General features: G+C 74.6%; 18 protein-coding genes and 1 pseudogene. 14 read left to right on the top strand and 5 right to left on the bottom strand.

Annotation, left to right across the window (positions count from 1 at the left end):
- The first annotated feature begins 2 nt into the window (after positions 1-2).
- The 5 genes from IE98_RS0109135 to IE98_RS0109115 all read left to right on the top strand — a co-directional run bounded on the left by IE98_RS0109135 (position 3) and on the right by IE98_RS0109115 (position 5,515).
- Positions 3-1,331, top strand: coding sequence for a membrane protein (locus IE98_RS0109135; RefSeq protein ID WP_030267098.1), 1,329 nt, complete (start codon positions 3-5; stop codon positions 1,329-1,331).
- Positions 1,328-2,275: a glycosyltransferase family 2 protein gene (locus IE98_RS0109130; protein WP_030267094.1), complete on the top strand. Its 948-nt coding sequence runs from the start codon at positions 1,328-1,330 to the stop codon at positions 2,273-2,275. The genes IE98_RS0109135 and IE98_RS0109130 overlap by 4 nt, the downstream gene beginning before the upstream one ends.
- Positions 2,272-3,576, top strand: coding sequence for a polysaccharide pyruvyl transferase family protein (locus IE98_RS0109125; RefSeq protein ID WP_078660871.1), 1,305 nt, complete (start codon positions 2,272-2,274; stop codon positions 3,574-3,576). Before IE98_RS0109130 ends, IE98_RS0109125 begins: the two co-directional genes overlap by 4 nt.
- Positions 3,573-4,130 carry a dTDP-4-dehydrorhamnose 3,5-epimerase gene (gene rfbC, locus IE98_RS0109120; protein WP_030267086.1) on the top strand — a complete coding sequence of 186 codons (558 nt, stop codon included), beginning with the start codon at positions 3,573-3,575 and terminating at the stop codon, positions 4,128-4,130. Before IE98_RS0109125 ends, rfbC begins: the two co-directional genes overlap by 4 nt.
- Positions 4,131-4,210: 80 nt before the next feature.
- Complete coding sequence (locus IE98_RS0109115; RefSeq protein WP_030267084.1) at positions 4,211-5,515, top strand: glutamate-1-semialdehyde 2,1-aminomutase; 1,305 nt, start codon at positions 4,211-4,213, stop codon at positions 5,513-5,515.
- A gap of 58 nt (positions 5,516-5,573) precedes the next feature.
- On the opposite strand, the gene IE98_RS0109110 is transcribed toward IE98_RS0109115, so the two are convergent.
- From IE98_RS0109110 to IE98_RS0109100, 3 genes are all read right to left on the bottom strand, one after another.
- Positions 5,574-6,245: a phosphatase PAP2 family protein gene (locus IE98_RS0109110; RefSeq protein ID WP_030267081.1), complete on the bottom strand. Its 672-nt coding sequence runs from the start codon at positions 6,243-6,245 to the stop codon at positions 5,574-5,576.
- A 622-nt stretch (positions 6,246-6,867) separates the two neighbouring features.
- Positions 6,868-7,446 (bottom strand): helix-turn-helix domain-containing protein, encoded by a 579-nt coding sequence (locus IE98_RS0109105; protein WP_030267078.1) that lies wholly within the window; start codon positions 7,444-7,446, stop codon positions 6,868-6,870.
- Positions 7,446-8,168 carry a metal-dependent hydrolase gene (locus tag IE98_RS0109100; protein WP_030267076.1) on the bottom strand — a complete coding sequence of 241 codons (723 nt, stop codon included), beginning with the start codon at positions 8,166-8,168 and terminating at the stop codon, positions 7,446-7,448. Before IE98_RS0109100 ends, IE98_RS0109105 begins: the two co-directional genes overlap by 1 nt.
- A 123-nt stretch (positions 8,169-8,291) precedes the next feature.
- Between IE98_RS0109100 and IE98_RS52530 the strand changes: the two are divergent.
- The 3 genes and pseudogenes from IE98_RS52530 to IE98_RS0109090 all read left to right on the top strand — a co-directional run.
- Positions 8,292-8,545 (top strand): annotated as a pseudogene (locus tag IE98_RS52530) (IS5/IS1182 family transposase); the annotation flags it as partial.
- A 53-nt stretch (positions 8,546-8,598) separates the two neighbouring features.
- Positions 8,599-9,183 carry a hypothetical protein gene (locus IE98_RS0109095; RefSeq protein WP_159400862.1) on the top strand — a complete coding sequence of 195 codons (585 nt, stop codon included), beginning with the start codon at positions 8,599-8,601 and terminating at the stop codon, positions 9,181-9,183.
- Positions 9,184-9,781: 598 nt separating this feature from the next.
- On the top strand, positions 9,782-10,273 hold the full coding sequence (locus IE98_RS0109090) for a GNAT family N-acetyltransferase (protein WP_030267070.1): 492 nt from the start codon (positions 9,782-9,784) through the stop codon (positions 10,271-10,273).
- A 799-nt stretch (positions 10,274-11,072) separates the two neighbouring features.
- Here IE98_RS0109090 and IE98_RS0109085 read toward each other — a convergent pair.
- Positions 11,073-11,924: an SDR family NAD(P)-dependent oxidoreductase gene (locus tag IE98_RS0109085; RefSeq protein WP_030267068.1), complete on the bottom strand. Its 852-nt coding sequence runs from the start codon at positions 11,922-11,924 to the stop codon at positions 11,073-11,075.
- A gap of 103 nt (positions 11,925-12,027) precedes the next feature.
- On the opposite strand from IE98_RS0109085, the gene IE98_RS0109080 reads away from it, so the two are divergent.
- The 5 genes from IE98_RS0109080 to IE98_RS0109060 all read left to right on the top strand — a co-directional run bounded on the left by IE98_RS0109080 (position 12,028) and on the right by IE98_RS0109060 (position 19,666).
- The gene (locus IE98_RS0109080) at positions 12,028-12,639 is read left to right on the top strand and encodes a CGNR zinc finger domain-containing protein (RefSeq protein ID WP_030267065.1); all 612 of its coding nucleotides are present in this window, start codon (positions 12,028-12,030) and stop codon (positions 12,637-12,639) included.
- Positions 12,640-12,889: 250 nt separating this feature from the next.
- Positions 12,890-14,182: an AAA family ATPase gene (locus tag IE98_RS0109075; RefSeq protein WP_078660881.1), complete on the top strand. Its 1,293-nt coding sequence runs from the start codon at positions 12,890-12,892 to the stop codon at positions 14,180-14,182.
- Positions 14,179-14,826, top strand: coding sequence for a hypothetical protein (locus IE98_RS44385; RefSeq protein ID WP_052390315.1), 648 nt, complete (start codon positions 14,179-14,181; stop codon positions 14,824-14,826). The genes IE98_RS0109075 and IE98_RS44385 overlap by 4 nt, the downstream gene beginning before the upstream one ends.
- Entirely contained in the window at positions 14,823-16,514 is a 1,692-nt protein-coding gene (locus IE98_RS44380; protein ID WP_052390314.1) for a hypothetical protein, read from the top strand. Before IE98_RS44385 ends, IE98_RS44380 begins: the two co-directional genes overlap by 4 nt.
- The gene (locus IE98_RS0109060; RefSeq protein WP_030267055.1) at positions 16,511-19,666 is read left to right on the top strand and encodes a bpX6 domain-containing protein; all 3,156 of its coding nucleotides are present in this window, start codon (positions 16,511-16,513) and stop codon (positions 19,664-19,666) included. Before IE98_RS44380 ends, IE98_RS0109060 begins: the two co-directional genes overlap by 4 nt.
- A 477-nt stretch (positions 19,667-20,143) precedes the next feature.
- Here the strand turns inward: IE98_RS0109060 and IE98_RS0109055 are convergent, their stop codons facing one another.
- Positions 20,144-23,791, bottom strand: coding sequence for a CHAT domain-containing protein (locus IE98_RS0109055; protein ID WP_052390313.1), 3,648 nt, complete (start codon positions 23,789-23,791; stop codon positions 20,144-20,146).
- 565 nt (positions 23,792-24,356) lie between these two features.
- On the opposite strand from IE98_RS0109055, the gene IE98_RS0109045 reads away from it, so the two are divergent.
- The gene (locus IE98_RS0109045) at positions 24,357-25,397 is read left to right on the top strand and encodes a hypothetical protein (RefSeq protein WP_052390312.1); all 1,041 of its coding nucleotides are present in this window, start codon (positions 24,357-24,359) and stop codon (positions 25,395-25,397) included.
- Positions 25,398-25,508 lie beyond the last annotated feature (111 nt).

Here is a 25,508-nt window from a genome sequence, read left to right as displayed (position 1 = left end):
CGATGACCACCGAGAGCGAGAGGACGACGACCCGGGCGGACCCGCCCGGAGCGACCCGACGGGCCGTCGGCCGGGGCGTCGCCGGCCGGCTGTCCTGGGGACTGGCCGACCAGGCGGTCTCCAGCATGACCAACTTCATGGTGGGCGCGTTCGTGGCCCGCTCGCTGGGGGTGACCGCGTTCGGCGTGTTCAGCCTCGCCTGGCTGACCTACGGCCTGGTGCTCAACGTCGCCCGCGGGCTGGCCACGGACCCGCTCATGGTCCGGTACAGCGGTGTGCCGGACACCGTCTGGCGTGCGGCCGCGGCCCGGTCGTCGGGGACCGCACTCGTCATCGGCTCCTCCCTCGGCGCCGTGTGCCTGCTCGTCGGGCTCGGTCTCGGCGGTCGGATCGGTCCCGCGTTCGTCTGCCTCGGCGCCGCGCTGCCGGCGCTGCTGCTCCAGGACTCCCGGCGGTTCGCGTTCTTCGCCGCCGGCGCGGGGCGGAAGGCGTTCACCAACGACCTCGTGCAGGGCGTCGCGCTCGTCCCGGCCATGGTCGTGGCGGCGCGGGTGAACACCGTGGCCGCCTTCCTGCTGGCCTGGGGTGCCGCCGCCGCGACGGCGGCCGGGTACGGCTTCCTCCAGTCCGGCATCCGGCCCCGGGTGACCGCGGCCCGCGGGTGGCTCCGCGAGCAGCGCGACCTCGGCAGCCGGTACCTGGCCGAGAACGTCAGCCTCAGCGGCGCCGGCCAGCTCCGGGCGTACGGGCTCGGCGCGATCGCCGGGGTCGGTGCGGTGGGGACGGTCCGGGGAGCCGAGCTCCTGCTCGGCCCCTTCCTCGCCCTCCTGATGGGGCTGTCCCTGGTCACCGTGGCGGAGGCGGCCCGGGTTCTGAGGCAGGCACCCCACCGGCTCGGCGGGTTCTGCCTCCGGCTGGGCGGCGGGCAGGCCGCCGCCGCCCTGCTGTGGGGCGGCGCGCTGCTGCTGATGCCGGACCGGATCGGCGTGCTCGTCCTCGGCGACGTCTGGCACTCGTCCAAAGAACTCATCGTGCCGGCCACCCTCGGCGTCGCCGGCGCCGGCCTGGGCAGCGGCGCGGCGGCCGGGCTGCGCGCGCTCGCCGCGGCCCGGCGCAGCCTGCGCTGCCAGCTGTTCGCCTCCGCCTGCTACCTCGGCGGCGGACTCGGCGGAGCCGCCCTCGCCGGCACGGCCGGCTCCGCCTGGGGCGTCGCCACCGCGACCGCCTGCGGCTCGGCCGTGTGGTGGCTGCAGCTGAGGGCCGCCCTGCGCGAGCACCACCGAAATCCCGTCCCGGAAGTCCCGGAAGTCCCGGAAGTGAGGACCCCATGACCGCCGTACCCCGGTTGAGCATCGGGCTGCCCGTCTACAACGGCGAGGAGTACCTCGCCGAGTCGCTCGACGCCCTGCTCGGCCAGACCTACGAGGACTTCGAGCTGGTCATCTCCGACAACGCCTCGACCGACGCGACCCAGGACATCTGCCGCCGCTACGCCGCGCGGGACTCGCGCATCCGCTACCTCCGGCTGCCCCGGAACATCGGCGCCTCGCCGAACCACAACCACGTGTTCACCGAGTGCCGCGGCGAGCTGTTCAAGTGGGCCTCGCACGACGACCTGTACGCCCGGGACCTGCTGCTGCGCTGCGTGGAGGCGCTGGACGAACGGCCGGACGTGATCCTCGCGCACTCCGACCAGGCGGTCGTCGACGCCGACGGCCGGGTGAAGGTCCCCTACGAGTACGGCCTCGCCACCGGTTCGCCGCACGCGCCGGAGCGCTTCCGCAGCATGCTGTTCGAACCCGGCGGCGACGACTTCTACGGGGTGATCCGGGCCGACGTGCTGCGCCGGGTCAAGCCGCTCGACAGCTACCACCACGCGGACCGCACGTTCGTCGCCGAGATCGGCCTGCGCGGGCGCTTCCACCAGGTGCCGGAGCTGTTGTACTTCCGCCGCGACCACCCCACCCGCGCCGAGCGGGCGAACCCCTCCAAGCGCTCCCGGTGCGTCAACCTGGACCCGCGCCGGGCCGGCCCGCTGCACCCGACGCCCCGGCTGCTCGCCGAGTACGTCTGGGGCTTCGTCGCGACGATCCGCCGGGTGCCGTTGTCCCCGGCCGACCGGCGCGCGTGCTACGGCCACCTCGCCGCCTGGGCGGCCAGCCGGGCGCGGCCGGCCGCCGGCGAGCGGGTCGAGGACCGCGTCCCGGTCGACCCGGACCGGTTCGCCGTCTCCGTGGACGCCCTCGTCGCCGGACGCGAGGGGAGGCGGGCATGACGTCCACGGACGGAACCCCGGTGCGCGTCGGTGTGTTCGGCCTGCTCGGCTCCGGCAACCTCGGCAACGACGGCTCGCTCGAAGCCCTGCTCGGCCACCTCCGCGCCGAGCACCCGGAGGCGGTGGTCGACGCGCTGTGCGGCGGCCCCGAGGCCGTCACGAGCCGGTACGGGATCGCCGCCACCCGGCTGCACTGGTACCGCGGCGAGTACCGGACGGCGTCGCGGGCGGGGTCGATCGCGGCGAAGGGCCTGGGCAAGCTCGTCGACGCCGCCCGCACCGGCGCCTGGGTGCGCCGGCACGACGTGGTGATCGTTCCGGGCATGGGCGTCCTGGAGGCCACGCTGCCGCTGCGGCCGTGGGGCTTCCCGTACGCGCTGTTCCTGCTCTGCGCGGCCGGCCGGCTGTTCGGCACCCGGGTGGCGCTGGTCAGCGTCGGCGCCGCCGCGATCGGCAGCCGGCCCACCCGGGCCCTGGTGCGCTGGTCGGCGCGGCTGGCCGCCTACCGGTCGTACCGGGACGCGCCGTCCCGCGAGGCGATGCGGGCGATGGGCGTGGACACCGGGCGGGACGAGGTCTACCCGGACCTCGCCTTCTCCCTGCCGACGCCGCCGCCGGGCGCGCACGACGGTCCACCGGGACCGGTCTGCGTCGGCGTCATGGCCTTCCACGGCGGGAACGACGACCGCGCCCGGGCGGAGGAGATCCACCGGCGCTACCTCGACGGGACGACCCGCTTCGTCCGCGCGCTGGTCAAGGACGGCAGACCGGTCCGGCTGCTCATGGGCGACGACGTCGACCGGCCGGTGGTCGCCGCGATCCTCGACGCGGTGGACTCGCCGCTGGTCACCGCCGCCTCGCCGGCCTCACTGGCCGACCTGATGAGGGAGACGGCAGCCGCCGACACCGTGGTGGCGACCCGGTACCACAACCTGATCTGCGCGCTGAAGGTCGGCACACCGACGCTCGCCCTGAGCTACGCGGCGAAGAGCGAGGCGCTGATGGCCCGGATGGGGCTGGGCGAGTTCTGCCACCCGGCCCGGGAGGTCGACGCCGACCGTCTGCTCGAGCAGTTCCGGGTGCTGGAGAAGCGGTCGCCGGAGCTCCGGCGGACCATCGCCGAGCGGAACCTGGCCGCCCGCCGGGAGCTCGACCAGCAGTTCAGGGCCTTGACGGCGGCCGTCTTCCCGGCGGTCGGCCGCACCCGCGCCCGTTCCGACGCCCATGACCGGAACCGTGCCCACGCACACGACCGCACCCACGACCACGACCCCGACCACGCCCCACGGGAGGCTCCATGAAGGCGACCGAAGTCCCGGCGATCGCCGGCGCATACCTGTTCGAACCGACGCCGTACGCCGACGAACGCGGCTTCTTCTGCCGCACGTTCGACGCCGAGGTCGTCCGCTCCGTCGGCCTCGACCCGAACGCCTTCGTCCAGCACAGCGTGTCCCGCTCGGTCCGCGGCGTGCTGCGCGGCCTGCACCTGCGCTCCGGCGCCGGCGAGGCCAAGCTGGTGCGCTGCTCGTACGGGAAGGTCTTCGACGTCGTCGTGGACCTTCGGCCGGACTCGCCGACCTACCGCAGCCGGGCCTTCTTCGAGCTGAGCGGCGAGACGCAGGTGAGCGTGTACGTCCCGGCGGGGTGCGCCCACGGCTTCCAGGCGCTGACCGACACCGCCGACGTCTCGTACCGGATCGACCGCCCGCACGATCCGGCCGAGGACGTGACGATCGCCTTCGACGACCCGGAACTCGCCGTCCCCTGGCCGCTGCCGGCCGTGTCGGTGTCCGAGCGGGACCGGAAGGCGCCGAGCCTCGCCGAGGTCCTGCGGTACGAGGGGCGGCCGGCGTGAACACCCGGGACATCCGAGACGTCCGAGACGCTTGGCACGCCCGAGGCTCCGAAGGCCCGCAGGACGCCGACGGGTTCAGCCTGCCCCGGTCGCGGAAGGCGAACGAGAGGCTGCACGCACTCGTCCCCGGGGGCGCCCACACCTACGCCAAGGGCGACGACCAGTACCCCGAGCACCTGGCCCCGGTCATCAGCCACGGCAGCGGCGCCCACGTGTGGGACCTCGACGGCAACCGCTACGTCGAGTACGGCTCCGGCCTGCGGTCGGTCAGCCTCGGCCACGCCCACCCCCGGGTGGTCGAGGCAGCGCGGCGGGAACTCGACCGCGGCAGCAACTTCGTCCGGCCGTCCGTCGTGGAGGTCGAGGCCGCGGAACGCTTCCTGGCCACGGTACCGACCGCCGAGATGGTGAAGTTCGCGAAGAACGGCTCCGACGCCACCACCGCCGCCGTACGACTGGCCCGTGCCGTCACCGGACGGACGCGGGTCGCCGTCTGCGGCGACCACCCGTTCTTCTCCGTCGACGACTGGTTCATCGGCACCACGCCGATGTCCGCCGGCATCCCCGCCGCGACCGCCGAGCTCACCGTGGCGTTCCCCTACGCGGACCTGGCCGCCACGGAGGAAGTGCTCACCCGGTACCGGGACGAGGTCGCCTGCCTGATCCTCGAACCCGCCGGCCACACCGAACCGCCGCCGGGGTACCTCGCCGGCCTGCGCGAGCTGGCCGACCGGCACGGCTGCGTACTGGTCTTCGACGAGATGATCACCGGCTTCCGCTGGTCCGAGGCGGGCGCCCAGGGCCTGTACGGCGTCGTCCCCGACCTCTCGACGTTCGGCAAGGCGCTGGGCAACGGGTTCGCCGTCTCCGCGCTGGCGGGGCGCCGGGACCTGATGGAGCACGGCGGGCTGCGCCACTCCGGCGACCGGGTGTTCCTGCTGTCCACCACGCACGGTGCGGAGACGCACTCGCTGGCCGCCGCGATGGCCGTGCAGACCACCTACGTCGAGGAGGGCATCACCGCCCGGCTGCACGCCCTCGGCGAGCGGTTGGCCGCCGGTGTCCGCGAGGCCGCCGCCTGCGCGGGCGTCGGCGACCACCTCGTCCTCCGCGGCCGGGAGAGCAACCTGGTCTTCGCGACCCTCGACGAGGACCGGCAGCCGTCGCAGCAGTACCGCACCCTGTTCCTGCGCCAGCTCCTCGCAGGCGGAGTGCTGGCCCCGTCGTTCGTGGTGAGCAGCGCGCTCGGCGACGCCGACATCGACCACACCGTCGACGTGGTGGCCCGGGCATGTGCCGTGTACCGGAAGGCGCTGGACGCCGCCGATCCCACCCCCTGGCTCGCCGGGCGGCCGGTGAAGCCGGTGTTCCGCCGCCTGGTGTGACGTCATGTCGCGTGATGTCGTGTGGTGTTCACGTGGCGTGACATCACGCGGCATGACGTCAGCGGTGCTCCCGCCGGCCGACGTCGGCCGCCCGGTCGACCAGCCACGCGGTCGCCGGCACCGCCGCCAGCGCGGTGCAGCAGCCGCCGAGGACGTCGGTCGGGTAGTGCGCGTCCAGGACGACCTGCGCCCAGCCCATGGCGGCCCCGGCGGCCAGCGCCGCGGCGAGCACGAGCACGGTGCCGGCCGTCCTGCCGGGGTCGAGCCCGTCCCGGCCCCGGCGGCGGGTCGCGAGCATCGCCACCGCGAGGGCGAGCGCGGTGGCGAAGGCGGTGTGCCCGCTCGGGTAGGACAGGTGCCCACCGTGGATGGTGCGTCCCACCAGGTGCTTGAGCAGCGTCGTCGTCCCCACGGCGATGCCGACACCGGCAACGACGAACACCGCTGCGCGCAGGCGCCGACGCAGCAGACAGCCCGTCATCACGGCCACGACCAGCGTCGCGGCTCCCACCGGCTCTCCCGAGGAGTCCAGGGCCAACGCGACGTACCGCCACGACGGCCCCACACCGTCCACCACCGCCCGGACCCGCACGTCCACCGCGCCGGGCCCACCCGCGTCGGCATACCGGATCCCCAGCAGGGCGACCAGCAACGCGGCGAGGGCCGCCATCAGCCCGAGCCCCCCGCGCAGCGCCGGGGGCAGCACCACGGGTGCCGGCCGGCCGGTCACAGCGCGGACGGGAAGAGCGTGACCCCGCGTGTCGCGACCGGCAGCGCGCGGCACGACCCCCAGGCCGACTGCTGCTCCGATGTCCGCTCAGGCTCCACCTCTGCAGGCATGGGCCGAGTATGTCAGCGACTCACCGGCGCGGCAGCCGTTCCCGAGGAACAGTCCCACCCGGTCCGAGTCGCCCTCCGCGTATGCCTGGGCCAGCATGCCGCAGTACCCGTAGGGCTCCGTCGTGTCGTACAGGAACCCCTCGAAGCCGAGGGGCCGGCCGATCGTGGTGGTGGGTGCTGCCGACGGCGTGAAGACGTGCAGCTCCCCCTGATGCTGACCGACCCGTACCGGTCGGCGAACGCCCGGTAGTCCGCAGGCAGTTGGAAACCCATCACCTCCGGCCCGAGCTCCCACGGAACCGGCACCACACCGCCCTCTGGCGGCGGCCCGATCACCGCACCCAGCCGGTCCGGCGTGTCCTCGATCTCCACGCCCACTCCCGTCGGTCGTCCATTCCGCCGGAGGCTATCCGCTCCAGGTGACGCCGGAAGCGGTAGGGACCAGCCCCCAGCGGCCTGGCACCCGGGCTGTGCGGGAAGCTCCACTTCCGCACTCACCCGGCCGAGGCTGCTCAGGTGCTGATGGGAGAGGCGAAGACGACGGTGATGTCCACCGCCTCGGCGCCGGTGCGGTAGAAGTGCGGGGCGTCGCCGGCGAAGGCGAGCATGTCGCCGGGGCCCAGGTCCTGCGGGGCATCGACCGGCCCGGCGGTCACGTGCCCGGTGGCGATGAGCAGGTGCTCGATCGTGCCGGTGGCGTGGGGGACGCCGGTCAGCTCCGTCTCGGGCGGGATGCGCAGCCGCCAGATCTCCAGGCTGTTGCCGCTGCTGATGCGGCGCAGTAGTTCCCGGGCGACCTCGCCCGGTTCCGCGGGCGTGCCCGGCCGGTAGACGGGCCCGGTGTCGGCGTCGCGCGCCAGCAGGTCCGCGATCGGAATGCGCAGCGCGATTGCGATCGCGTCCAGGGTGTCGATCGTCGGATTGCCCTTGCCCGCCTCCAGTTGCGACAGCGTGGCCTTGCTCAGCCCGGCGCGCCGGGCCATCTCCGCGGCGCTCATGCCGCGTTGCTGGCGGCGCAGACGGATCTTCGCGCCGACCGCGGCCGCGGTACTGCTCACCGGCTGCCGGCCGGAGCCGGACTGCGCGGCCATCAGTGGCTCCGGTGGGTGGCGGAGTAGGACACGCGGATACGGCCCTTCTTCACCTTCAGCGTCGGCAGGGCCACCTCGGCCAGGTCGCCGAGGCTGCGCACATGGGTGCCCCCGCACGGCGCGCAGTGCAGGGTGCCCAGGTGGACCACGCGGCGCCCCTCGCCCTCGTACCGCGCGAGGACGGGCAGATCGTCGGCGATCGCGGCGGCCACCGCGTCCCGCAGAGCGGCGGTGGCTTCCTCCCGCCCCTCCGGGTCGGCCAGCCGGGCATCGGTCTGCGGCGCCTGGAACTCGATGCGGGCCTGACCGGGGAAGTGGTTGCTGCTGAGCATCTCCCACCCCTGAACGCGTCCGGCCGCCTCGACCAGGTGCCCGGCCGTGTGCAGCGCGGCGTGCGTCATCCGGGCCTGCACATCGATCCGCGCCCGCACCTCCTGGCCCACGGCGAGGAGCGGCAGCCGGCCGCCCTCGGGCGCCAGCAGCACGACCAGCCCCGACTCCCGGTCCCGGACCGGTACGACCTCCCCGTCGTCCAGCCAGCCCGGGTCGGCGGGCTGGCCGCCTCCCTGCGGGTGGAACAGGCAGTGCTCGACGGCGGCCCACGGCGCACCGTCCCGCTCACCTACGGCGATCACCCGTGTGTCGGCCTGATCCAGATACGTGTCGTCCAGGTAGGTGGCGACCTGGACGGCTCCCTGAAGCGTCGCGCTTGAATGAACCATATGTTCACTATACCGAACGAGTGGAGATGACGAACATGGCGTTCAGTAAAACGAACGCTCGCGCTCGACCGTGGGAAGGAGGACTGATCTGACGGACGCCCAGTGGGAGCGGCTGGAGCCGCTGCTGCCGGCGAGATCGACTGGGACGTTGCGGTCGACTCGACATCCGTGCGCGTGCACCAGCACGCGGCCGGGGCCCGGCTCGTTCCACCGCCCGTCCCCAAAAGAGGCTCCGCGCAGGTGGTCAAAGCAGCTCGGCTCCGGGCGGAACTGATCGACCGGCCGGCGGAGGTGGCGCGGGAGGTGAGGCACTCGGCCGCTCACGCGGCGGGTCTCCTGCCAAGATCCGCCTGAGTGCGCTGCACCACGGGCTCCCGAACCCACCTGTGCGCCCTGTCGGTCGTGGCGCAGGTCACCTACGCTCCGCCGCATGGACCTCTCCGGAATGGCCTCGATTGCCGCACTCGCCGGTATCCCCGCCGCTCTGCTGGCCGCCCGCTGGCAGACCAAGGCCGCCCTTGCCCAGGCCCAGACGTCCTACTGGGCCGCGCTCGATCAGACGCGCCATTCTGCACGCCGGGCCGCGTACGCAAGGCTCATCGCCGAGGCGACGGCGTTCCGGCGCGAGGCATGGCAGGAACACCTGGCGCCGGTGGCCTCGTACCCGGCCCCGCCGTCGGCACGCGCCCTCGCGACCTTCGAGGCGCTCGCTCTGGCTCGCCTCGACGTTCCCGAAGCCCTGGTCCCCTTGGTCGAGCAGATCAACGTCCGGGCGGTCGTCCTCAATCGGCTGCTGACTCTGGGGAGGGCAGATCTTGGCGACGAGGACATCCCGTTCGGGACTCCGGGGATCGACGTCAAGCACGCATGCCGGGGGCTGCGGGACGCAGTGAACGCCTTCACCGATGCCGCCCGCGAGAACCTCCAAGCAGTGTCGCATCTCCCGCTGCAGTATCCGGTCCGATCCTCACAGCCAGTCGCGCTGGCGCCGGACCACCCCGACGGGCGCCGGTGATCGAGCCACCCACGTCGGGTGAGGATGGCGGGCCCCTGGAGCGTGCGGATGTCGGCGCCGATTGCCCCGTTGATGCCCAGCCCGCACCGCCGTTCCCAGACCCGCATCCGGCGCACGGAAGGCGGCTTGCAAGAATCCCGTCCGCACCACGGCACGGTCACCGCGGCGGCGGCCGTCCTCGTGGCAGACACCGTGGCGGCCGCAGTTGCGCTGATCTCCAGAGCCAGGATCGACGGCCGCGGCAACACCGCGCTCCCCTCCTCCGGCCGAACGCAGTCCCGGACCGCCGCCGGCACCGGAAACCCCTCCGGCGGCGCACCCCCGCCCACCGCCGCGGTCCCCACCCACGGTGTCCCCGGCACCCTACGGCGCAGCCCAGCCCGCGGACCCGTCCGACAACCCCGACGAGGAACGCAACGTCACCCTGAACGCCGGCCCTGGCGGGCGGCCGCTGGTCGAGGCGTCGGCCCCCGAAGGTTCCCGTAGCTCTGCAGGGACCGACCGGTGCTGCAGACGTCCCGTGACAAACGCCTTGCCGATCTGCGGATGGCGACCTATCGTCGGCCGGCCCGAACCGCTCCCGATCCGAAGGACGTTGATGCCTGTCCGCCCCGCCGTCGCCGACGACGCCGACTTCCTCCGGCGCATCCTGCTCGAGGCGTACAACTGGAACGGCGGGCAACGGTTCACCGCCGAGCAGCTCGCCGCTGAGCCGCACGCCGCGGGCTACCTCGTCGGCTGGCCCCGCAGGGACGACTTCGGGGTCGTCGCGGAGACCGACGCCGGCGAACCGATCGGTGCGGCGTGGGCGCGGCACCTTCCCGGGAGTGAACCCGGATACGGCTTCGTCGCCGCGGACGTTCCCGAGCTGACCCTGGGCCTGTTGCCCGAACACCGCGGCCGTGGGCACGGCCGGGCTCTGATGGAGGCGCTGATCCGGACCGCCGCCGAGGGACCGGTCCCGGTCGCCCGGCTCAGCCTGAGCGTCGAGGACGGCAACCCCGCGGTGCACCTCTACACCGCCCTCGGCTTCACCAGGGTCGGGCGTAGCGGCAATTCGGACACCATGGTTCTGGACCTCCGGACCTGACGCACGCCGCCGAGCGGCCGTTGATTTCCGTCCTCCGACCAACCAGCCTCGGGCCTTCAAGTGCGGTTTGTCCGGGCCGTAGGGAGGCGTGGCCGGATCGACCAGGCGGACGAACGATCCGTCACGCGGGTCGTCACGGCATACCGGGTCGGCCTCGGCCGCGAATCGACGCCCGCCGAGGCGGGCAGGATCAGCGGCCTCCGGGTCCAGGAGGGCAGGGTCTGAAAGCTCCCGCGTCGATTCTCCCGACAGGCCCGGCACACCGCCCCGGCGCGCGCAGCCGACGGGCCCACGCGAAGGCCTGCGCCGACCGGTCACGGGACACCGAGCGGGCCCGCGCCGGATACCCGCCACGGCGCAGCGCGGTGCCGCAGCCGGGCGCAGACGGCCCGGCGCTTCCTTGATTCCGCGCGCGTCGGTTCACGCGGGACGATCGCGGGGAGCCGCCCACGAGCCTCGCGGCCCGCGTGGCCCCTGCCGAGGACACGGGAGGACGCCGGCGGTCTCCTCCGACCGGGCCGGTGTCGGTGGCCGGGCCACACCGGATCCGGTCAGCCTGTCCTCGTTGCCGCCTCGGGCACGGCGGCCCGACCCGCCGGAACGGCCGGGACGATCGCGGGCCGCGGATGAGGCGGACGGGCCGTGGCCGGCGCCCGCCGGGGGCGCCGGGCAGTGGCGGGCGGGGGTCCGGGGCGAAGCGATCTGCCGTGGCTTCGACCCGGACCCACCGGTCATGGCCGGGCGGTGAGGAGGGCCGGGCCGGCTCCGCCATGACCGCGTCCCCCGAGGGATTCGCGGCTCATTCCCTGTCGACGGCGTCGGTCACACGCTGCCAGCCGTCCAGGTCTGCGATCCGTGCCTCCAGAGCGGGGCGCATGCCCGTCGCACTGGAGGTGCCGAGGGCCAGGCGCAGCGGGGGGTTGGGGCTGTCGACCGCGGTCCTGATGCCTGCGGCGATCCGCGCCGGGGCGGAGAACGCGGAGGCCGGCAGCTCTCCGATGCCCTTCTGGACCTCGCGGACGGTCTGGTCGTAGTCGCCCAGGCCGGCTGCGACATCGAGGTTGGCGAGGAAGGGGGTCGCGGTCATCCCGGGCTGGATGATCGTGACCTTGATGCCGAGCGGCGCGACCTCGGCCGCGAGCGCGTCGGACAGGCCCTCGATCGCGTACTTGGTGGCGGCCAGTAGGCCCACGCCGGGGTGGGCGGACTGCCCGTAGACCGATGAGCCCTGGAGGACGTGCCCGGAGCGCTGGGCGCGGAGGACCGGCAGCGTTGCGCGGAGCACGTTGAGCACTCCGAAGACATTGGTGTCGAACACGGCGCGGACCTGTGTGTCGGAGGCCTCCTCGACGGCTCCGAACAGTCCGTATCCCGCGTTGTTGGCCACGACGTCGATGCGGCCGAACCGGGCGAGCGTGCCGTCCACTGCGTCCTTGACGGCTCGCTCGTCACGTACGTCCGTCTGGATGAGATGCAGGCGCTCACCGTGCGTCTGCGCCAGGTCGTCCAGGGAGGAGGTGTCGCGGGCGAGGGCCGAGACGGTTTCGCCGTTCTCCAGTGCCTGGAGCGTCAGTTCGCGGCCGATGCCGGACGTCGCGCCGGTGATCAGCCATGTGCGGAGGCGGGTCTGGTGCTTGGGCGTTCCATTCATGTTGCGACCGTAAGCGCTTAGCTCGCAACGAGTCAACATGGATCGCGCGGAAGGTTGCCCACTAGTCGGATTAGCGCAGCTCGCATTGGTGTACCGTGGGAGGATGGTCACTGCGGCAGCCGGATCCCCCAAACCCAGCCCACGCACCGTCACGCCGACGGTGGAGACCGTTCTCGCGTTCGTGAACACGCGTGCGGACGGATCGGGTCGCCGGGAGCTGTTCGGGGACGGGGACTCGTTCGCGTCATGGCTGGCGGAGCGTGAGGAGTTCGGCGGCGAAACCGTGGTGACCGACGCCGACGCCGCGGTCGCGCGCGAGCTGCGTGACGCCCTGGTGACCGTGCTGCTCGCGCACTCGGGCGATGAGGAGAGTCCGGGCGAGCCGCTGCTGCGTGCCGAACGGCACCTGCGGCGTGTGGGTTCGCTCTACCCGCTGGCAACGGTGGTCACGGCCGGCGGCGTGCAGCTGGCCTCGCCCCAGACAGGGGTGCCGCGCGTGTTCGGAACCGTGCTGGCTGCGGTGACGACGTTCGCGCAGACCGGCGACTGGGGGCGCATCAAGGCGTGCCGGAACCCCCCGTGCCATTTCGGCTTCTTCGACCGCACCCGCAACGGGGGCGGGCTGTACTGCAGTACCGGCTGCGGCTCCCAGGTGTCCATGCGCAAACACCGCCAGCGGCAGCGCGACGGCAGCGGCGCGCTCTCCGCGGAGTGAGACCGCTCATCCACCGCGGAGGGTGGTCATCCCCACCGGCGAGCGCCAGGGCAGGAACGGTGACTGCCCGGTCCGGCCGCCCCTCGGCACAGGCCTGATCGTCCCGGTGCGGCGGGGCCCGTCCTGGCGATCGGGAGCAGGCGGCGCAGCCACCGGGTCTCGGCGTCCGGTCGGCGGGAGCGCGCCCGTCGCTGCGCCGGGCGAAACCCTTTGGTGGGTCGACGGTCGCGGACCGTAGACTCCCGTGATCATGACCGACATACCCTCCGCCGCCGCGCAGCCGAAACCTGCGGTCCCGCTGCACTCCGAGTCCCCGTCGATCCCGGCGGCCGCGTCGGCCCCGGTGCCCGGCCGGGACGGTGTGCCTGCGCACGGCGGTGCGGGCGCGTCGGATGCGGAGACGGTGGCGGCTGCCGTCGCGGCCGCGGGCCGGGGCATGGTCGATCGCGAGGTCGTCGCCGAGGTCGTGGCGCTGTGCGCGGTCGCCGGTGAGCACCTGTTGGTCGTGGGTGCGCCGGGGACGGCGAAGTCCGAGGCCGTGCGGCGGGTCGCCGGACAACTCGGCGGGCGCTACTTCGAGTACCTGCTCGGCCGGTTCACGGAGCCGAACGAGCTGTTCGGACCGGTCGACCTGCAGCGGCTGCGCGAGGGCCGCGTCGAGTTCCAGACCGGGGGCATGCTGCCGGAGGCCGACATCGCCTTCCTGGACGAGGTGTTCCTCGGTTCCACCGCTGTCCTGAACACCCTCCTCGGGCTGCTCAACGAGCGGGTCTTCCGCCGCGGCGGCACGGTCCTGGCCAGCCCGCTGCGGGTCTGCGTCGGCGCTGCCAACCACCTGCCCGAGGATCCCGAGCTCGCCGCCTTCGCCGACCGGTTCCTCGCCCGGCTGTTCGTCGAACCGGTCGCCGACGCCCGGCTGGAGGACCTCCTCGAGGCCGGGCGACGCCCGGCCCCGGTCCCGCTGTCGGCGGGCGCCGGTGCTCCGCCCCACGGCGCACCCGGGGGGCCCGCAGACCTGCTCGGTGCCCTCGACCGCCTCGCCGCCGCGGCCCGGGCCTGCGACCTCACCGACGTCACCCCGGCGGTCGCCACCGCCCTGCGCCGGCTGCGCACCGCCGGAGTCCCCGTCAGCGATCGCCGGGCCGTGCGCTCCCAGCGGCTGGTGGCTGCCGCTGCCGTCCTCGACGGACGGGACCGCGCCACCACCCGCGACCTGTGGGTGCTGCCGCTCGTCGCCCCCACCGCCGACGCCCAGGCGCTCGCCCGGGACACCCTCGCCGACTTGATCGAGAAGTCCGCCAACCACAGCCTGGTGCACGCCGCCGAGGAGATGTCGCGCAGTGCCGGCGCCCGGGCCGAGCGGCTCGCGCGCTCCGCGGCCGCGTTGCTCGCCGAGCACGGGACGCTTCCGAGCGGCCCGGACTCGCGGCTGCGGCTGGAGGGCGCGCTGCGTGAGATCGACGCGGGCTTCGATCCGGACGACCTGCCGGCCGTGCTCCGGGGTGTACGTGCGGACCTGGTCGTGGCGGTCTCCTCGAGATGAACTCCGCCGAGGCGTCCGTTCCCGTCCAGCCGTCCCGCCCTGGCGGCCCCGGCAGCCCCGGCAGCGCGGTCGCGTCCGGCGCGGCCACCGCCGCCGGGCCGCTCAGCGTTCGCGGCTCGGCCGCGGAGCCGGTCTTCACGCTGCGCTGGGAACGGCGCGAACCGCCCCTGCCGGCCGCCGCGGTGCTCGCGCTCGGCGACGCCGTGCCGGCGCTGGCCGCGGCGGCCCGCGCCCGGCTGCTCGCCGGTGCGCGGCTCGGCACGCTCGCGGACGCCGGTGCCCTGCTCGTTCTCGGCGCCGCCGGCGACCTGCCCTGGGCCGACGGTGCCCGCTACCTCGGGCGCGACGGTGACCTGCTCGTGCCCACCACGGCACGCCCGCTGCCCGCGGCCGCCCTGTGGCCGGCCGCCCTCGGCGCCCGGCGCGGCCAGGTGTGCGTCCTGCTGCCCGGGCATGCGATGGTCGCCGACCCGCCGCCGCTCACCACCGACCCCGCGGCGCTGGACCGCTTCCTTCCGGCCGAGCCGGATGCCGGGCCGCGGCCCGACGCCGTCCCGGCCCCCGGCCCCGCACCGGCCCGCACCGGGCCCGGGCCGGCCGCACCCGGATCCGCCGGGCAGCCCACCGGAAGCCGTCCCGCATGACCGGCGCCCTTCCCTCCGCCCTCGCCCCCTGGTCGGCCTCCCTCGCCGCCCTCACCCCCGAACTCGCCACCGCCCTGGGCCCGTTGCTGCGCCGCCTGGACGCTCTGGTCTCCGAGCACGAGCCGGTCACCAGGGCCCAGGGCACCCCGGACGGCCACGGCGGCCTCGCCCGCACGGGCCGCCCGGACCAACTGCTCCCCTCCGAGTGGCTGCTCGCCGACGAGTTCCCCGACGAGTTCGTCCGCCGCCTCGTCGACGGCGAACTCCTGCACCTCGCGCCCGAGTTCACCTCGCCCACGCCGACCGGCCGGACCGTCGTGCTGGCGGACACCGGCCCGGAGCAGGCCGGCGCCGCCCGCCTCGTCCAGCTCGCCGCCCTGCTCGTCCTGCACCGCAGGGCCGCCGCCCGCGGCACCGATCTGCGGGTCGGCATCCTCGGCGACCTCTCCGGCACCTGGCTCGACGGCGACCTGGAGGACCTGCTCCCGGCCTGGCTGGAGGCCCGCCGCCGGAGCGACCCGACCCCCGAGGACGTCCGGCACGCCTGCGAGCTCCTGGAGGACGGCGACCGTGCCTGGGTGCTCACCTCCGAACACCTCGCCGCCCTCCTCCCGGCCGGCACCCGGACCCTGACCGCGCGGCCCGCGCAGTGGGACGCGAACGGCGCCACCGGCGTCGAGGTGCACATCACCACCGGCCGGGCCGCCCCCACCACCGCGCTGCTGCCACTGCCCGCCCCCGACATCGCCGTCCGGGCACTGCGCGGCGCCGCCTTCCGCCGCGCCGCCCCGGTGCAAGCCGTGCTGCCGACCGGAGTCCGCGGCGGCGCCCTGCCGGTCTTCACCACCGACTCCCGCACCCTGCTGGCCCGCGGCCGCCACGCGGACGTCCTGCTCGCCGTGCACCTGCCCGGCACCGCCCGGCAGGCGACCACGGTCCGCGCCCGCCGCCACGACCTGCCCGGGCCCGCCCTGGCCGCCGGCCGCACAGGACGGCGCCTGATCGTCCTCTGCGCCCGGGACCGCCGGCTCTTCCCGTACGTGAGCGGGCGCCGGTTCTGCGAACGCGGCGAGTACGTGGTCCCCGACAGCGCCGCTCTCGGGCTCGACCGCGACGGCCTGGACGCGCTGCTGACCGAGCCGGTGCTGCCGCTCCTGGTCGACGACCGGTTCCTGCGGCTGCCCATTGCCGGCCGCTGGTGGCGGATCGGCCCGGACGGCCGGGCCCAGGACGACGGACCGGTCGGCAGACAGGCAGCGGACCTGCCCTACGACCGGGCCCGTGACACCCGCCTGTACCAGGGCAACCTGCCGGCCGGCGCCGCGCAGGCGCGCCACCTGCTGCACGGCGCCGGCGCCGTCGCCTGGAGCACGGACCGCCAGACCTGGGATCTCGTCGACCGCGACGGCGGCCACCAGCTCGTCACCGTCCGGGAGCAGGCGGACGTGATCGGGCTGACCCACGGCGCCGAGGGTGCCGCCCTGATCACCGTCGGCCGCAAGGACGCCGTACTGCGCTCTGCCGGTGCCAACGGTCGGCGCACCCTCGCCCGGCTGTCCGGCGGCAGCGGCCGCCCCGCCCTCCACCCCACCCTGCCCCTGATCGCCGTGCCCAAGGGCCCCGACCGGATCCTGGTCGGCGACGCGGGCACCGGACGGATCCACCACGTCATCGGGAGCGACCAGTGAGCACCAGCGGGGCGCCCCGCCCGGCCCGCCCGGCCACCGACCGGGCCGCCGCCCGCACCCCCGCAGCAGCCGACGGGCCCGACCCGCGCACCACCACCGCCCGCCCGCCCGCACCCGGGGACTTCCGCGGCACCGTCGAAGCCGCCGGCTTCGTCCTCGACACCCCCGTCACCGGACCGGCGGAGGCCGCCACCCGGGTCCTCGCCCACTGGCAGGACGGCGCCGAACTGCACCGCCTGCCCGACGGGCGCTGGCTCCTCACCCTGAGCGCACCCGTCACCGTCCGCGCCGACCTGGCCCCGGGACTGCCCGTGCGCCGCACCGCCGGCGCGCTGGTCGCCGTCGGCACCGGCCCCACCGACGCACCCGCCGGGTACCTGCTGCTCACCACCCGCGGCCGCATCGAGGCGCACCCGATCGCCGAACTGCCCACCGTCGACCCGGCGGACTGGCTCGACCCCGGCGGCCTCACCGTCCACCGGCTCGGCCCCGTCGGCACCCTGCCCGCCCCGGCACCCGTCGTCGACGCCGTGCCGCCCCCGGCCGCCCCCGATCTGCGCACCGCCGCCGGACTCGGCGCCCGCTCGGCCACCGCCGACCGGCTGCTCGACACAACCCGTAAGCCCCGGCTCCGCGACCGCCTGCCCGTCATCGCCCTGCCCCGGCCACGCCTGCGCCGGACGGCCGACGGGCCGCGCTTCACCCGCCGCGGGCCGTCACCGAAGACCCCGCACCGCGGCGCGGCATCCCGGGCCGGACTGTGGCCACCGCGCGGCCTCGGCCGCCTCCTGCGATCCGCGCTCCACGGTGCCCGGACCGCGCTGCGACTCCTCGTGAACCTCGCCGGCGCAGGTCTCGTGCTGATCGGCCTCGTGCTGATCCTGGTCCGGACGGTCGACGGGCTCGCCTCGGGCGACATCGGATCCGCGTCGCCGCTGTTCGGTCTCGTCCTCCTGTTGGTCGTCGCCCTCGCCGCTCGTGCCCGGCGGCAGCAGACCGGCGGCGCGGGCGGCGGCGCAGCAGGCACCGGCCGCCCCGGGACGGCGGCCGGCGCAGCGGGCCGCTCAGCAGCAGGCGGCCGGCCCCGCCGTCCCCTGCTGCGCGGCCTGCTCGCCCGGCTCACCCTGCGCAGCCCCGCCGCCGCCCTGGTCCGCGGCCGCCACGCCCGCTACCTGTACCGCCTCGACCGGGCGTTCCGGGAGAAGCGCTGGGAGGACGCGCTGCGCGACGCCATCCAGCTCGGCGCCCCCGGCGGCGACCGGCAGGACTGGCTGAGCCTCGGCCTGCCGTCGCGCTACACCGGCGCACTGCGCGCCACCCCGGGTGTCGCCGTCCCCGGCGGCACGTCCGCACTCTCCGGCCTCGACGCGCAGCAGTACCTCACCGGCCTCTACCGTGCCGCCGCCGAGGCCCTGGAACGCGAGGGCCGCATCGACGAGGCCGCGTTCGTCCTCGCCGACCTGCTGCACCGGTCCGGCGAGGCGGTCGCCTTCCTCGACCGGCACGGCCGCACCGCCCAGGCCGCCGAACTGGCCGAGGGCCGCGAACTCGACCCCGACCTGGTCGTCCGTCTCTGGTGGCGGGCCGGCGACCGCGACCGCGCCGTGCGGACCGCCCACCGGCGCGGCGCCTTCCCGCTCGCCGTCGAACGGCTCACCGCCACCGACCCGGCCGCGGCCCGCGAACTGCGGCTCGCCTGGGCACAGCACTGCCGCAGCGCCGGCGACCGGATCGGCGCCGTCGAAGCGGTCTGGCCCGAGGAGGAACTGCGCGGCTCCGTCGTCGCCGACCTGCGCGACGCGGTGGCCCTCGGCGGCCCCGCCCAGGGCCGGGCACTCGCTCACCTGCTCGCCCTCGGCGCGCCCGCCGCGACCGTGCAACTCGCCCGCACCGTGATCGACAGCGACGAGCGGTCCGGTCGCGGCGGGCGGGCAGCCCTGCTCACCACCCTGTCCGAACTCCCAGCCGCCGACCCGGTGGTGGACCGCGAACTGGCGACCGCCGCCGCCCGCGCCGCCGTACGCGACGGCGGCTTCGGCACACACGCCGCCCAGGGCACCGACCGCGCCCGCTTCGACCGCCTGCTCGCCCGCGCCGACCCACTCACCGCCGCCGACCTGCCCCGTCCCGTCCGACCCGGCCGAAGCGGCGGACGACCGCTGGAACTCACCGCCGCCGACCGCCCCGGCACCCTCCCGGTACTCGACGCGGCCTACCTGCACTCCGGCGCCCTGCTACTCGCCTGCGGCCAGGCAGGCGTCCGGCTGCTCACACCCGACGGGCGGACCAAGGCCCGCTGGGACACCCCCGCCGACCGCCTGGTCCTCGCCGACCACGGCGGCAACGCCCTCGTGATCGCCGACCACGGCCGGGTCACCGAGATCTCCCGGCTCGACCTCGCCACCCGAACGCTGCGACCCTGGACCACCCTGCGCTCCACCGCCACGCTCGGCACCTACGACGGCCGGCACCTGATCGGCGTCGACGCTCACGGCATCGTGGTCCTCGACACCGCGGCGGACCGGCCCACCGTCGTCTGGCGAGAACTCGGCGGCGACAACGCCCAAGGGGACCAGCGCCCGGCCGGCCCGCCGTCGCGCACCGCGAACCGCTGCTCCGCCATCGTCCTGACCCGTCCCCGCTTCGGCACCGGACTCACCGAGTGCTGGACCTGGGAGCTGCCCGGCTGGCGGTTGACCTCCCGGACCGCCCTCACCGACGACGAACTCGGTTCAGCCGGCACGTTCGTGGGCCTCGCCGCACTCGCCGGCGGCGGCCGGCTGCTCACCACCGCCGACCGCGAGGCGGGCCGGACCACCCTGCGCTGGTTCGGCGTCCCCACCCCGGGCCCGTTCACCGTCGACGGCCTGCCCGTCGCGCCCCCGCACACCGACGGCGACGACTGGGCGCTGACCGTCCCCGTATCCGGCACCGGTGACCTCACCGTCCGGGCCGGCCGCCGCCCCACCGACAGCCCGCTCCTGACCCTCCGTGTCCCCGCCGCACCCAGCGGCCCCGACGGCCGCCCCACCCCGGTCGGCGTCCGCCGCCACGCCACCACCGCCACCTACTGGCACCGCAGCGGCCGCATCCTGGCCCTCGCCGACGACGACACCACCGTCCTCGCCAACCTCCGCATCACCGCGGACTGACCGGGACCATCAGAACAGGCCGCCCGACCGACCGGGCTGTCGGAAGCTGCGCGGAGGGGGTAGGACTCGTCACCCACCCCTCCGCCCGTGCGGGCGCGGACGCGGGGTTCGCCGCCGTCCTCGCTCTCGCCGCCGACGTCACCGGCCTGTTCGCCCAAGTCCTCATCTGACCGTGCAGCAGGTCGCCGGCCGAGCCCTGCGCTCCTGCACACCGGCTGTCCGGTCTCGCTCCCGCTCTGCCCAGGGGACCGGGGAAGCGCCCCTGACGGGAGAGGAGCCCGAGGGCGACCGCGGCGAGGAACCGGTGGAGCACGTCGGCGGCCCGCCCGCGGTGCCGGTACTCCGGCTGGGCCGTCCGATCCGTCCGGGTGCCACCGACCCGTGCAGGAACTGGCCCTGGACACCTTCGACGAACCTGCCGACACGAAGCTGCACGCCTCCCTGTCCAACGGGACGGACAGTCGGCGCATCGACCGCTCAGGCGCCCACGTGCAGATAGGCGGCCCAGAGCCTCGGTGCCCCGTTCAGGTTGAGGTTGAGGTGAGGCGGAAGCCCGTAACCGTCGCGGACCCGACGGACAGCCTGGTGGAGCGCACGGGCCGCCCGGTCCGGGTCCGGCGACGCCCGGCCGGCTCCGAGGCCGGCGTAGAACAGCGAGGCGACCGTGACGGCAACCTGGTCGTCGATCTCCCACAGGGTGCCGATCACATGGGGGAAGCCGGCGAGCTGGAAGGCCGACGTGAGGTGGATGGCCTCGTCCAGCAGCTCGGAGTTGTCGATGGCCGCGGTGCGGCAGGCCGACAGGTAGGCGAGCCGCGCCTCGTCGAGCGCGACGGACGCGAGGCTGCCCACGGTCAGCGGAGCCTGCGCGAAGTCGTGGAGCAGCATGAGGCTCCGGGACGGGTCGGCCGGGTCGCTGAAACCGTGGCAGGCGAAGTGCGCGATCGAGCAGTGCGGCAGCTGGGCGAGGACGTGGTCTCGCGTCGGCAGGGCGCCGGCCGACACTGCACGGCCGTTCTCGGGGTCCGGTTCCTCGAGCAGGACCGGATCGGGCAGCCGCCCGAGGAGCATCGCCACTTCCTTCCCCACGTAGTGCAGTCGGCCGTTTCCCGGCAGACCGGGAGTGGTCGGCATCGCCACCACCAGGCTTCGGGCCGGCGTGCCGCCCGTGGCACGGGCGGCACGTTCGCGGGAGTGGCGCAGCGCGCGGACCGTCGGGGTGTAGGAGGAGACGACGCGGTCCATGACGGTGCGCCGCTGGCGCGGCCTCTCCGGACGGTCGTTGTGATAGCCGGCGGCGTGCAGGGGGAGCAGGCCCAGCAGCCCGCCCGGAACCCACCACACGCGGGGCCAGTCGTCCGAGACATCCTGGCGGCCGTGCATGTTCAGCGCCGCCAGCACCGGGCCGGTCGCCACGTCCCACAGCCACGTGAGGACGGAGACCACGGCCCGCTGGGCCGCGGCCAGCTCCGCGTCGGTCGCCTCTGTGGCCGCGCGCGCCGTGTGCAGGGCGTTGCGGAAGCGGTTCACCTGGTCGGTCACCATGCCGGGGGTGAGGCCCGGCAGTTCCAGGTTCCTGATGCCGTCGGTGGTGATCAGCAGTGCGTCGCTGCGGTACTCGCTGATGTTGAACACCACGACGGGGCCGTGGGCAGCCTCGGCGATGAGCTCCTCGTCGGTGGGCGGCAGGGCGAAGGAGGCGAAGCCCTTCAGGTCGCGGATCTCCTCCAGCAGCGCGGCGAACTCCTCTGCCGCCACGCGCCGGCCCCGGGCCAGGCGCTCGTGGGCGAGCTCCTCGTCGGCCGTCCCGCCGAGGGGACGGATCGCCGCGGTCGTCCTCGTCCCCGCGTCGAGCCGCGCGCGCAGCTCGACGTAACGGGTGGCCAGGTCGGCCCGGAGCGCGTACAGGTCGGTGAGGTCACCGCGGGTCTCCAGCGTCTGGCCGATCAGAACCGCCCGGCCGGCCTCCAGCAGGCGCAGCGCCCGAGCCGCCCGCTCTGCATCCGTACCGCCGGGGGCGGCGAGTGCCAGCGCGGCGGCGCGGCCTGCCAGCCCCGAGAACTGCCCTACTGCGTGCTGCTGATCCCCGCGTTCAAGACGGCGTGGGGCCACCTCGGGGAGCCGCAGTACCGCGTTCTCCGCCGCTTGTGCCGCTCGTCCGTGGTCTCCCGTTTCGGCCAGCAGACGAGCGGCCCGGTACGAGGCGTTGACCGCGGCCGAGGCGGTGGCGGCCGCCTTCGCCGCTGCCAGGTAGTGGGAGATCGCCTCCGTCAGGTCTGTCTGGGACGCCGACCGTCGGAACCGGACGGTCAGCGCACCGGCGAGGTTCGACAGGCAGGTCGCCCGTTCGAGGAAATCGGCAGGCACGGTGTCCGCCACCTGCCGCCCGATCGTGATGGCCTCGTCCAGGTCCGCCGACGTGCCGGTCAGTTCCGACCGCCGCATCAGTGCGTTGGCGAGGCCGGACTGCGCCGAAGCGAGGTCGACCGGGTCGGTGGTCGTGGCCGCGGCGGCCCGCGCCGCGGTGATCGCCTCGTCCAGGTCCGCGGCCGACTCGCCGAGTTCGGCCCGCGCCTGCAAGACGCTGCCGAGGTTGGCCAGGAGTCTGCTGCGGTGCGGCTCGGTGGCCGCGGCCGCGGCGGCACGCGCCAGGGTGACGGCCTCGTCCAGGTCCGCCGACGTGCCGGTCCGTTCCGACCGCCGCATCAGCATGACTGCGAGGTTGCCCCGGGCACCCCACAGGTAGAGCGGCTCGGTGGCGGCAGCGGCAACGACCTCGCGCGCCTTCGCAATGGCCTCGTCCAGGTCCGCCAGCGCGCCGGTCACCTCGAACCGCCGCATCAGCACGGAGCTGAGATTCGCTGCCGCCTCCAGGAACACGGAGTCGCCGCGGGCCCGCGTGGCGTCCGTCACCTCCTGCAGGTGTTCGACGGCGGCGTCCGCGTCCGCCAGCGCCCCTGTCCGGTCGAACCGCTGGGCCAACCGGCCTCCCAGGTTCGCCAGCACGACCGGCCGCTCCTGATCGGACACAGTGGCCGCCGCCTGCCGCCCCAGAACGATGGCTTCGTCCCGGTCGTCCGCGGACCCTGTCAACAGTCGCCGGGCCCACAGGGCGTTCCCCAGCGTTGCCAGCGCGTCCGCGTGGACGAATTCCTCGGCCGAGCCGACCGACACGGCCCGCTGGCCGACCTCGATGGACTCCTCCAGGTCGGCCCGTTCCCCCTTGGCCTGGTAGCGGGCGCGGAGCGCTGTGCCGAGGTGCGAGAGCCGCATCGCGTGCCGCGGGTGGTCGGCGGGGGTGGCGGAGAGCGCCATCCGCAGGTAGGTGATGGCCTTGTCGAGGTCAGTGTCCTCCGCGGTCACGTTGTGCCTGCTCGCCAGGGTGATGCCCAGCATCCACAGCGGCTCCGCGATGTCGGGGTGGTCAGGACCGGCCTCGACCACGGCCTCCCACGCCGCTTCGGCCGCTTCGTCCAGGTCGTCCGCCGACTCGGTCCGCTGGCCGCGCGCCTGGAGCAGGCCTGCGATGTCGGTCAGCCACGCCACGCGGTCCGGGTGGTCGTCAGGAGCGGCCTCCAGAGCCCCGCGGACGCATGCGAGAAGCAGATCCGGGTCCAGGATCCGCAGGCCGCGTACGCCCCAGTCACGAACCACCTCGGCGACCAACGCCAATCGTTCCGCGCGCTTCGGGCTGTCGGTGGGAGTGGCGGCCAGGACGCGCCGCACCATCGTTGCAGCGACGGCGCAGCTGATGCGGTCGGGTGAGCCTTGTGCACGCCGGAAGGCCGCGACAGCCTGCAGGGCCGCACGCTCCGCGATCACGGGCAGCAGCGGCTCGGGCAGATCATCGGCACCGACGAGCATGAAGCACACGGTGAACGCCTCGACGGCATCCCTCAGCTCGGCTGTCAGCTCGTCCCGGGAGAAGCTCCGCCGGCCGCCGTACAGGTACCGACTCCAGCGGAACCAGCCGAGGGCGTAGCGGACCTCGACGTCGTCATGGGCCTCGGCCAGCCGTCGGGCGTCACGGAGGACACCCGGTCCCAGGACCCACGACGGATCCCCGCTCTCCAAGGTCCGGTCCACCCGTGCCTGCAGCGCGGCCAGTTGTGCCTCACGCACCATGCCCCCCGATCGATCGCAACGGCGATGCTACTGAGAAGAGCCTTCTGCTGACAGGCAGTCAGCCGATCCTCTGCTGAACTGGAGGCCAGTCGGATACGCTCCCCACCGGACGGCCCGATCTCGAGCGGCGAGGCTGTCGGGGAGCTGGGGGGTTTTCGGACACATGGCTGGTGCGGAAGAGACTGCGCAGCGGATGGCGATTGTGTGCGCGCAGGAACAGGAGATCGGGAGACGCCTGCGGGCGGGGCAGCTGGGGAGTGACGATCTCCTCCGGGAGCTGATCCGGGCGGCCCGGGCCGGCGAGGACGTGGGCGACCGGCTGGACACCTTGCACACCGTGCTCGAGGCCGTCGGGGTCGTACGCGGCCTGAAGGCCTTCGACCAGCACGGGACCACCGGCGACCGAGGCGTCCACGCCGTCGGAATCGATCGGGGCCTCCCGTCCGATCCGGTCTACCTCTGTCCCGAGGCGCGATGCACTCGCTTCTGGCGGCCGCAGGGCCCCGCTCCCGTACCACGATGCGCAGTGAGCGGAGACGCCCTGCACCGCGAGCGGCGGTAGCCGGTGGGCGGCCTGCTGGGGGAACTCGGCAAGAAGCTCGCCGACCGGTGGCTCTCCCTGCTCGTCCTGCCCGGCGCCCTGTACCTGGCCGTCATGGCCGTCGCCCACACCCTGGGCCAGGCCCATGCGCTCGACCTGCAGCGGCTCACCGACCAAATCACCGCCTGGGCCGGTTCCCCCTCCGTACGCACTGCCGGCGGCCAGACCGTCCTCCTGGCGGCGGTACTGGGCGGCGCCGCCGGCATCGGCCTGGCCGCCCAGGCACTGGGCTCCCTCGTCGAGCGAATCCACCTGGCCGCCGACTGGCGCAGCTGGCCCGCGCCGGCCCGCGCCCTCGCCCGGCGGGCAAGGGACAGCAGGAACCGCCGTTGGAAGCACTACGCCAGGGAATGGCACCGCCTGCGGAACGCCGACGGCGCCCGCGCAGCCATGGCCCGCCTGGCCGGCACCGACCTGGCCCGCACCGAGGAGCAGGCCACCGAGCTCCGGACCGCATGGACGGCCATGACCAGGATCGCCCCCGAAGCACCCGACCGCCCCACCTGGACCGGCGACCGCGTGAACGCTGCGGCGCTGCGCCTGGGCCGCGACCAGAACCTCGACCTGGCCGCCCTTTGGCCGCACCTGTGGCTGGTCCTTCCGGACACCGTCCGCGGCGAGATCACGACGGCGCGGCAGGGCCTCACCCGCGCTGCTGCGCTGAGTGCCTGGGCCTTGCTCTACCTTCCGCTGGCCGCATGGTGGTGGCCTGCCCTCCTCACCACCACGGTGCTCGCCGTCGCCGGCCGGCAGCGCACCCGCGCCGCCGCCGACACCTACGCCACCCTGCTTGAGGCCACGGTCCGTCTCCATGCCCGCGATCTCGTCGCCCGTCTCGACCCGAACCCTGCCGACGACGCGGTGCAGGACACCAACGCGGCTCTCATGCGCCAGCTGACGCCCAGCATGCCCCCGGAACCGGAACCGGACACCGACTCCGAGCCGGAGCCCACATCCGCCCCTCCGGAGCCGGCCACCGAGCCCGAGGGCGCACCCGCCACCTGACGGGACAGCCGCGGGCCGACCACCACGGAGCCGAGACAGGTGACCTCGCTCTGTTCGGCGGTCAGGGTGACTCATCGCACATAGCTGATGCCGGCCGGGGCCGCCCGATCC

It is taken from the genome of Streptomyces sp. NRRL B-24484, from assembly GCF_000717715.1.
Lineage (GTDB): Bacteria > Actinomycetota > Actinomycetes > Streptomycetales > Streptomycetaceae > Kitasatospora.
This window is presented reverse-complemented; position numbering and strand designations above follow the sequence as displayed.

Coding starts and splice junctions, on each gene's coding strand:
- IE98_RS0109135 (WP_030267098.1), top strand. CDS start 3: ATGACCACCGAGAGCGAGAGGACGACGACCCGGGCGGACCCGCCCGGA.
- IE98_RS0109130 (WP_030267094.1), top strand. CDS start 1,328: ATGACCGCCGTACCCCGGTTGAGCATCGGGCTGCCCGTCTACAACGGC.
- IE98_RS0109125 (WP_078660871.1), top strand. CDS start 2,272: ATGACGTCCACGGACGGAACCCCGGTGCGCGTCGGTGTGTTCGGCCTG.
- rfbC (WP_030267086.1), top strand. CDS start 3,573: ATGAAGGCGACCGAAGTCCCGGCGATCGCCGGCGCATACCTGTTCGAA.
- IE98_RS0109105 (WP_030267078.1), bottom strand. CDS start 7,446: ATGGCCGCGCAGTCCGGCTCCGGCCGGCAGCCGGTGAGCAGTACCGCG.
- IE98_RS0109100 (WP_030267076.1), bottom strand. CDS start 8,168: ATGGTTCATTCAAGCGCGACGCTTCAGGGAGCCGTCCAGGTCGCCACC.
- IE98_RS0109095 (WP_159400862.1), top strand. CDS start 8,599: ATGGACCTCTCCGGAATGGCCTCGATTGCCGCACTCGCCGGTATCCCC.
- IE98_RS0109090 (WP_030267070.1), top strand. CDS start 9,782: ATGCCTGTCCGCCCCGCCGTCGCCGACGACGCCGACTTCCTCCGGCGC.
- IE98_RS0109085 (WP_030267068.1), bottom strand. CDS start 11,924: ATGAATGGAACGCCCAAGCACCAGACCCGCCTCCGCACATGGCTGATC.
- IE98_RS0109080 (WP_030267065.1), top strand. CDS start 12,028: ATGGTCACTGCGGCAGCCGGATCCCCCAAACCCAGCCCACGCACCGTC.
- IE98_RS0109075 (WP_078660881.1), top strand. CDS start 12,890: ATGACCGACATACCCTCCGCCGCCGCGCAGCCGAAACCTGCGGTCCCG.
- IE98_RS44385 (WP_052390315.1), top strand. CDS start 14,179: ATGAACTCCGCCGAGGCGTCCGTTCCCGTCCAGCCGTCCCGCCCTGGC.
- IE98_RS44380 (WP_052390314.1), top strand. CDS start 14,823: ATGACCGGCGCCCTTCCCTCCGCCCTCGCCCCCTGGTCGGCCTCCCTC.
- IE98_RS0109055 (WP_052390313.1), bottom strand. CDS start 23,791: ATGGTGCGTGAGGCACAACTGGCCGCGCTGCAGGCACGGGTGGACCGG.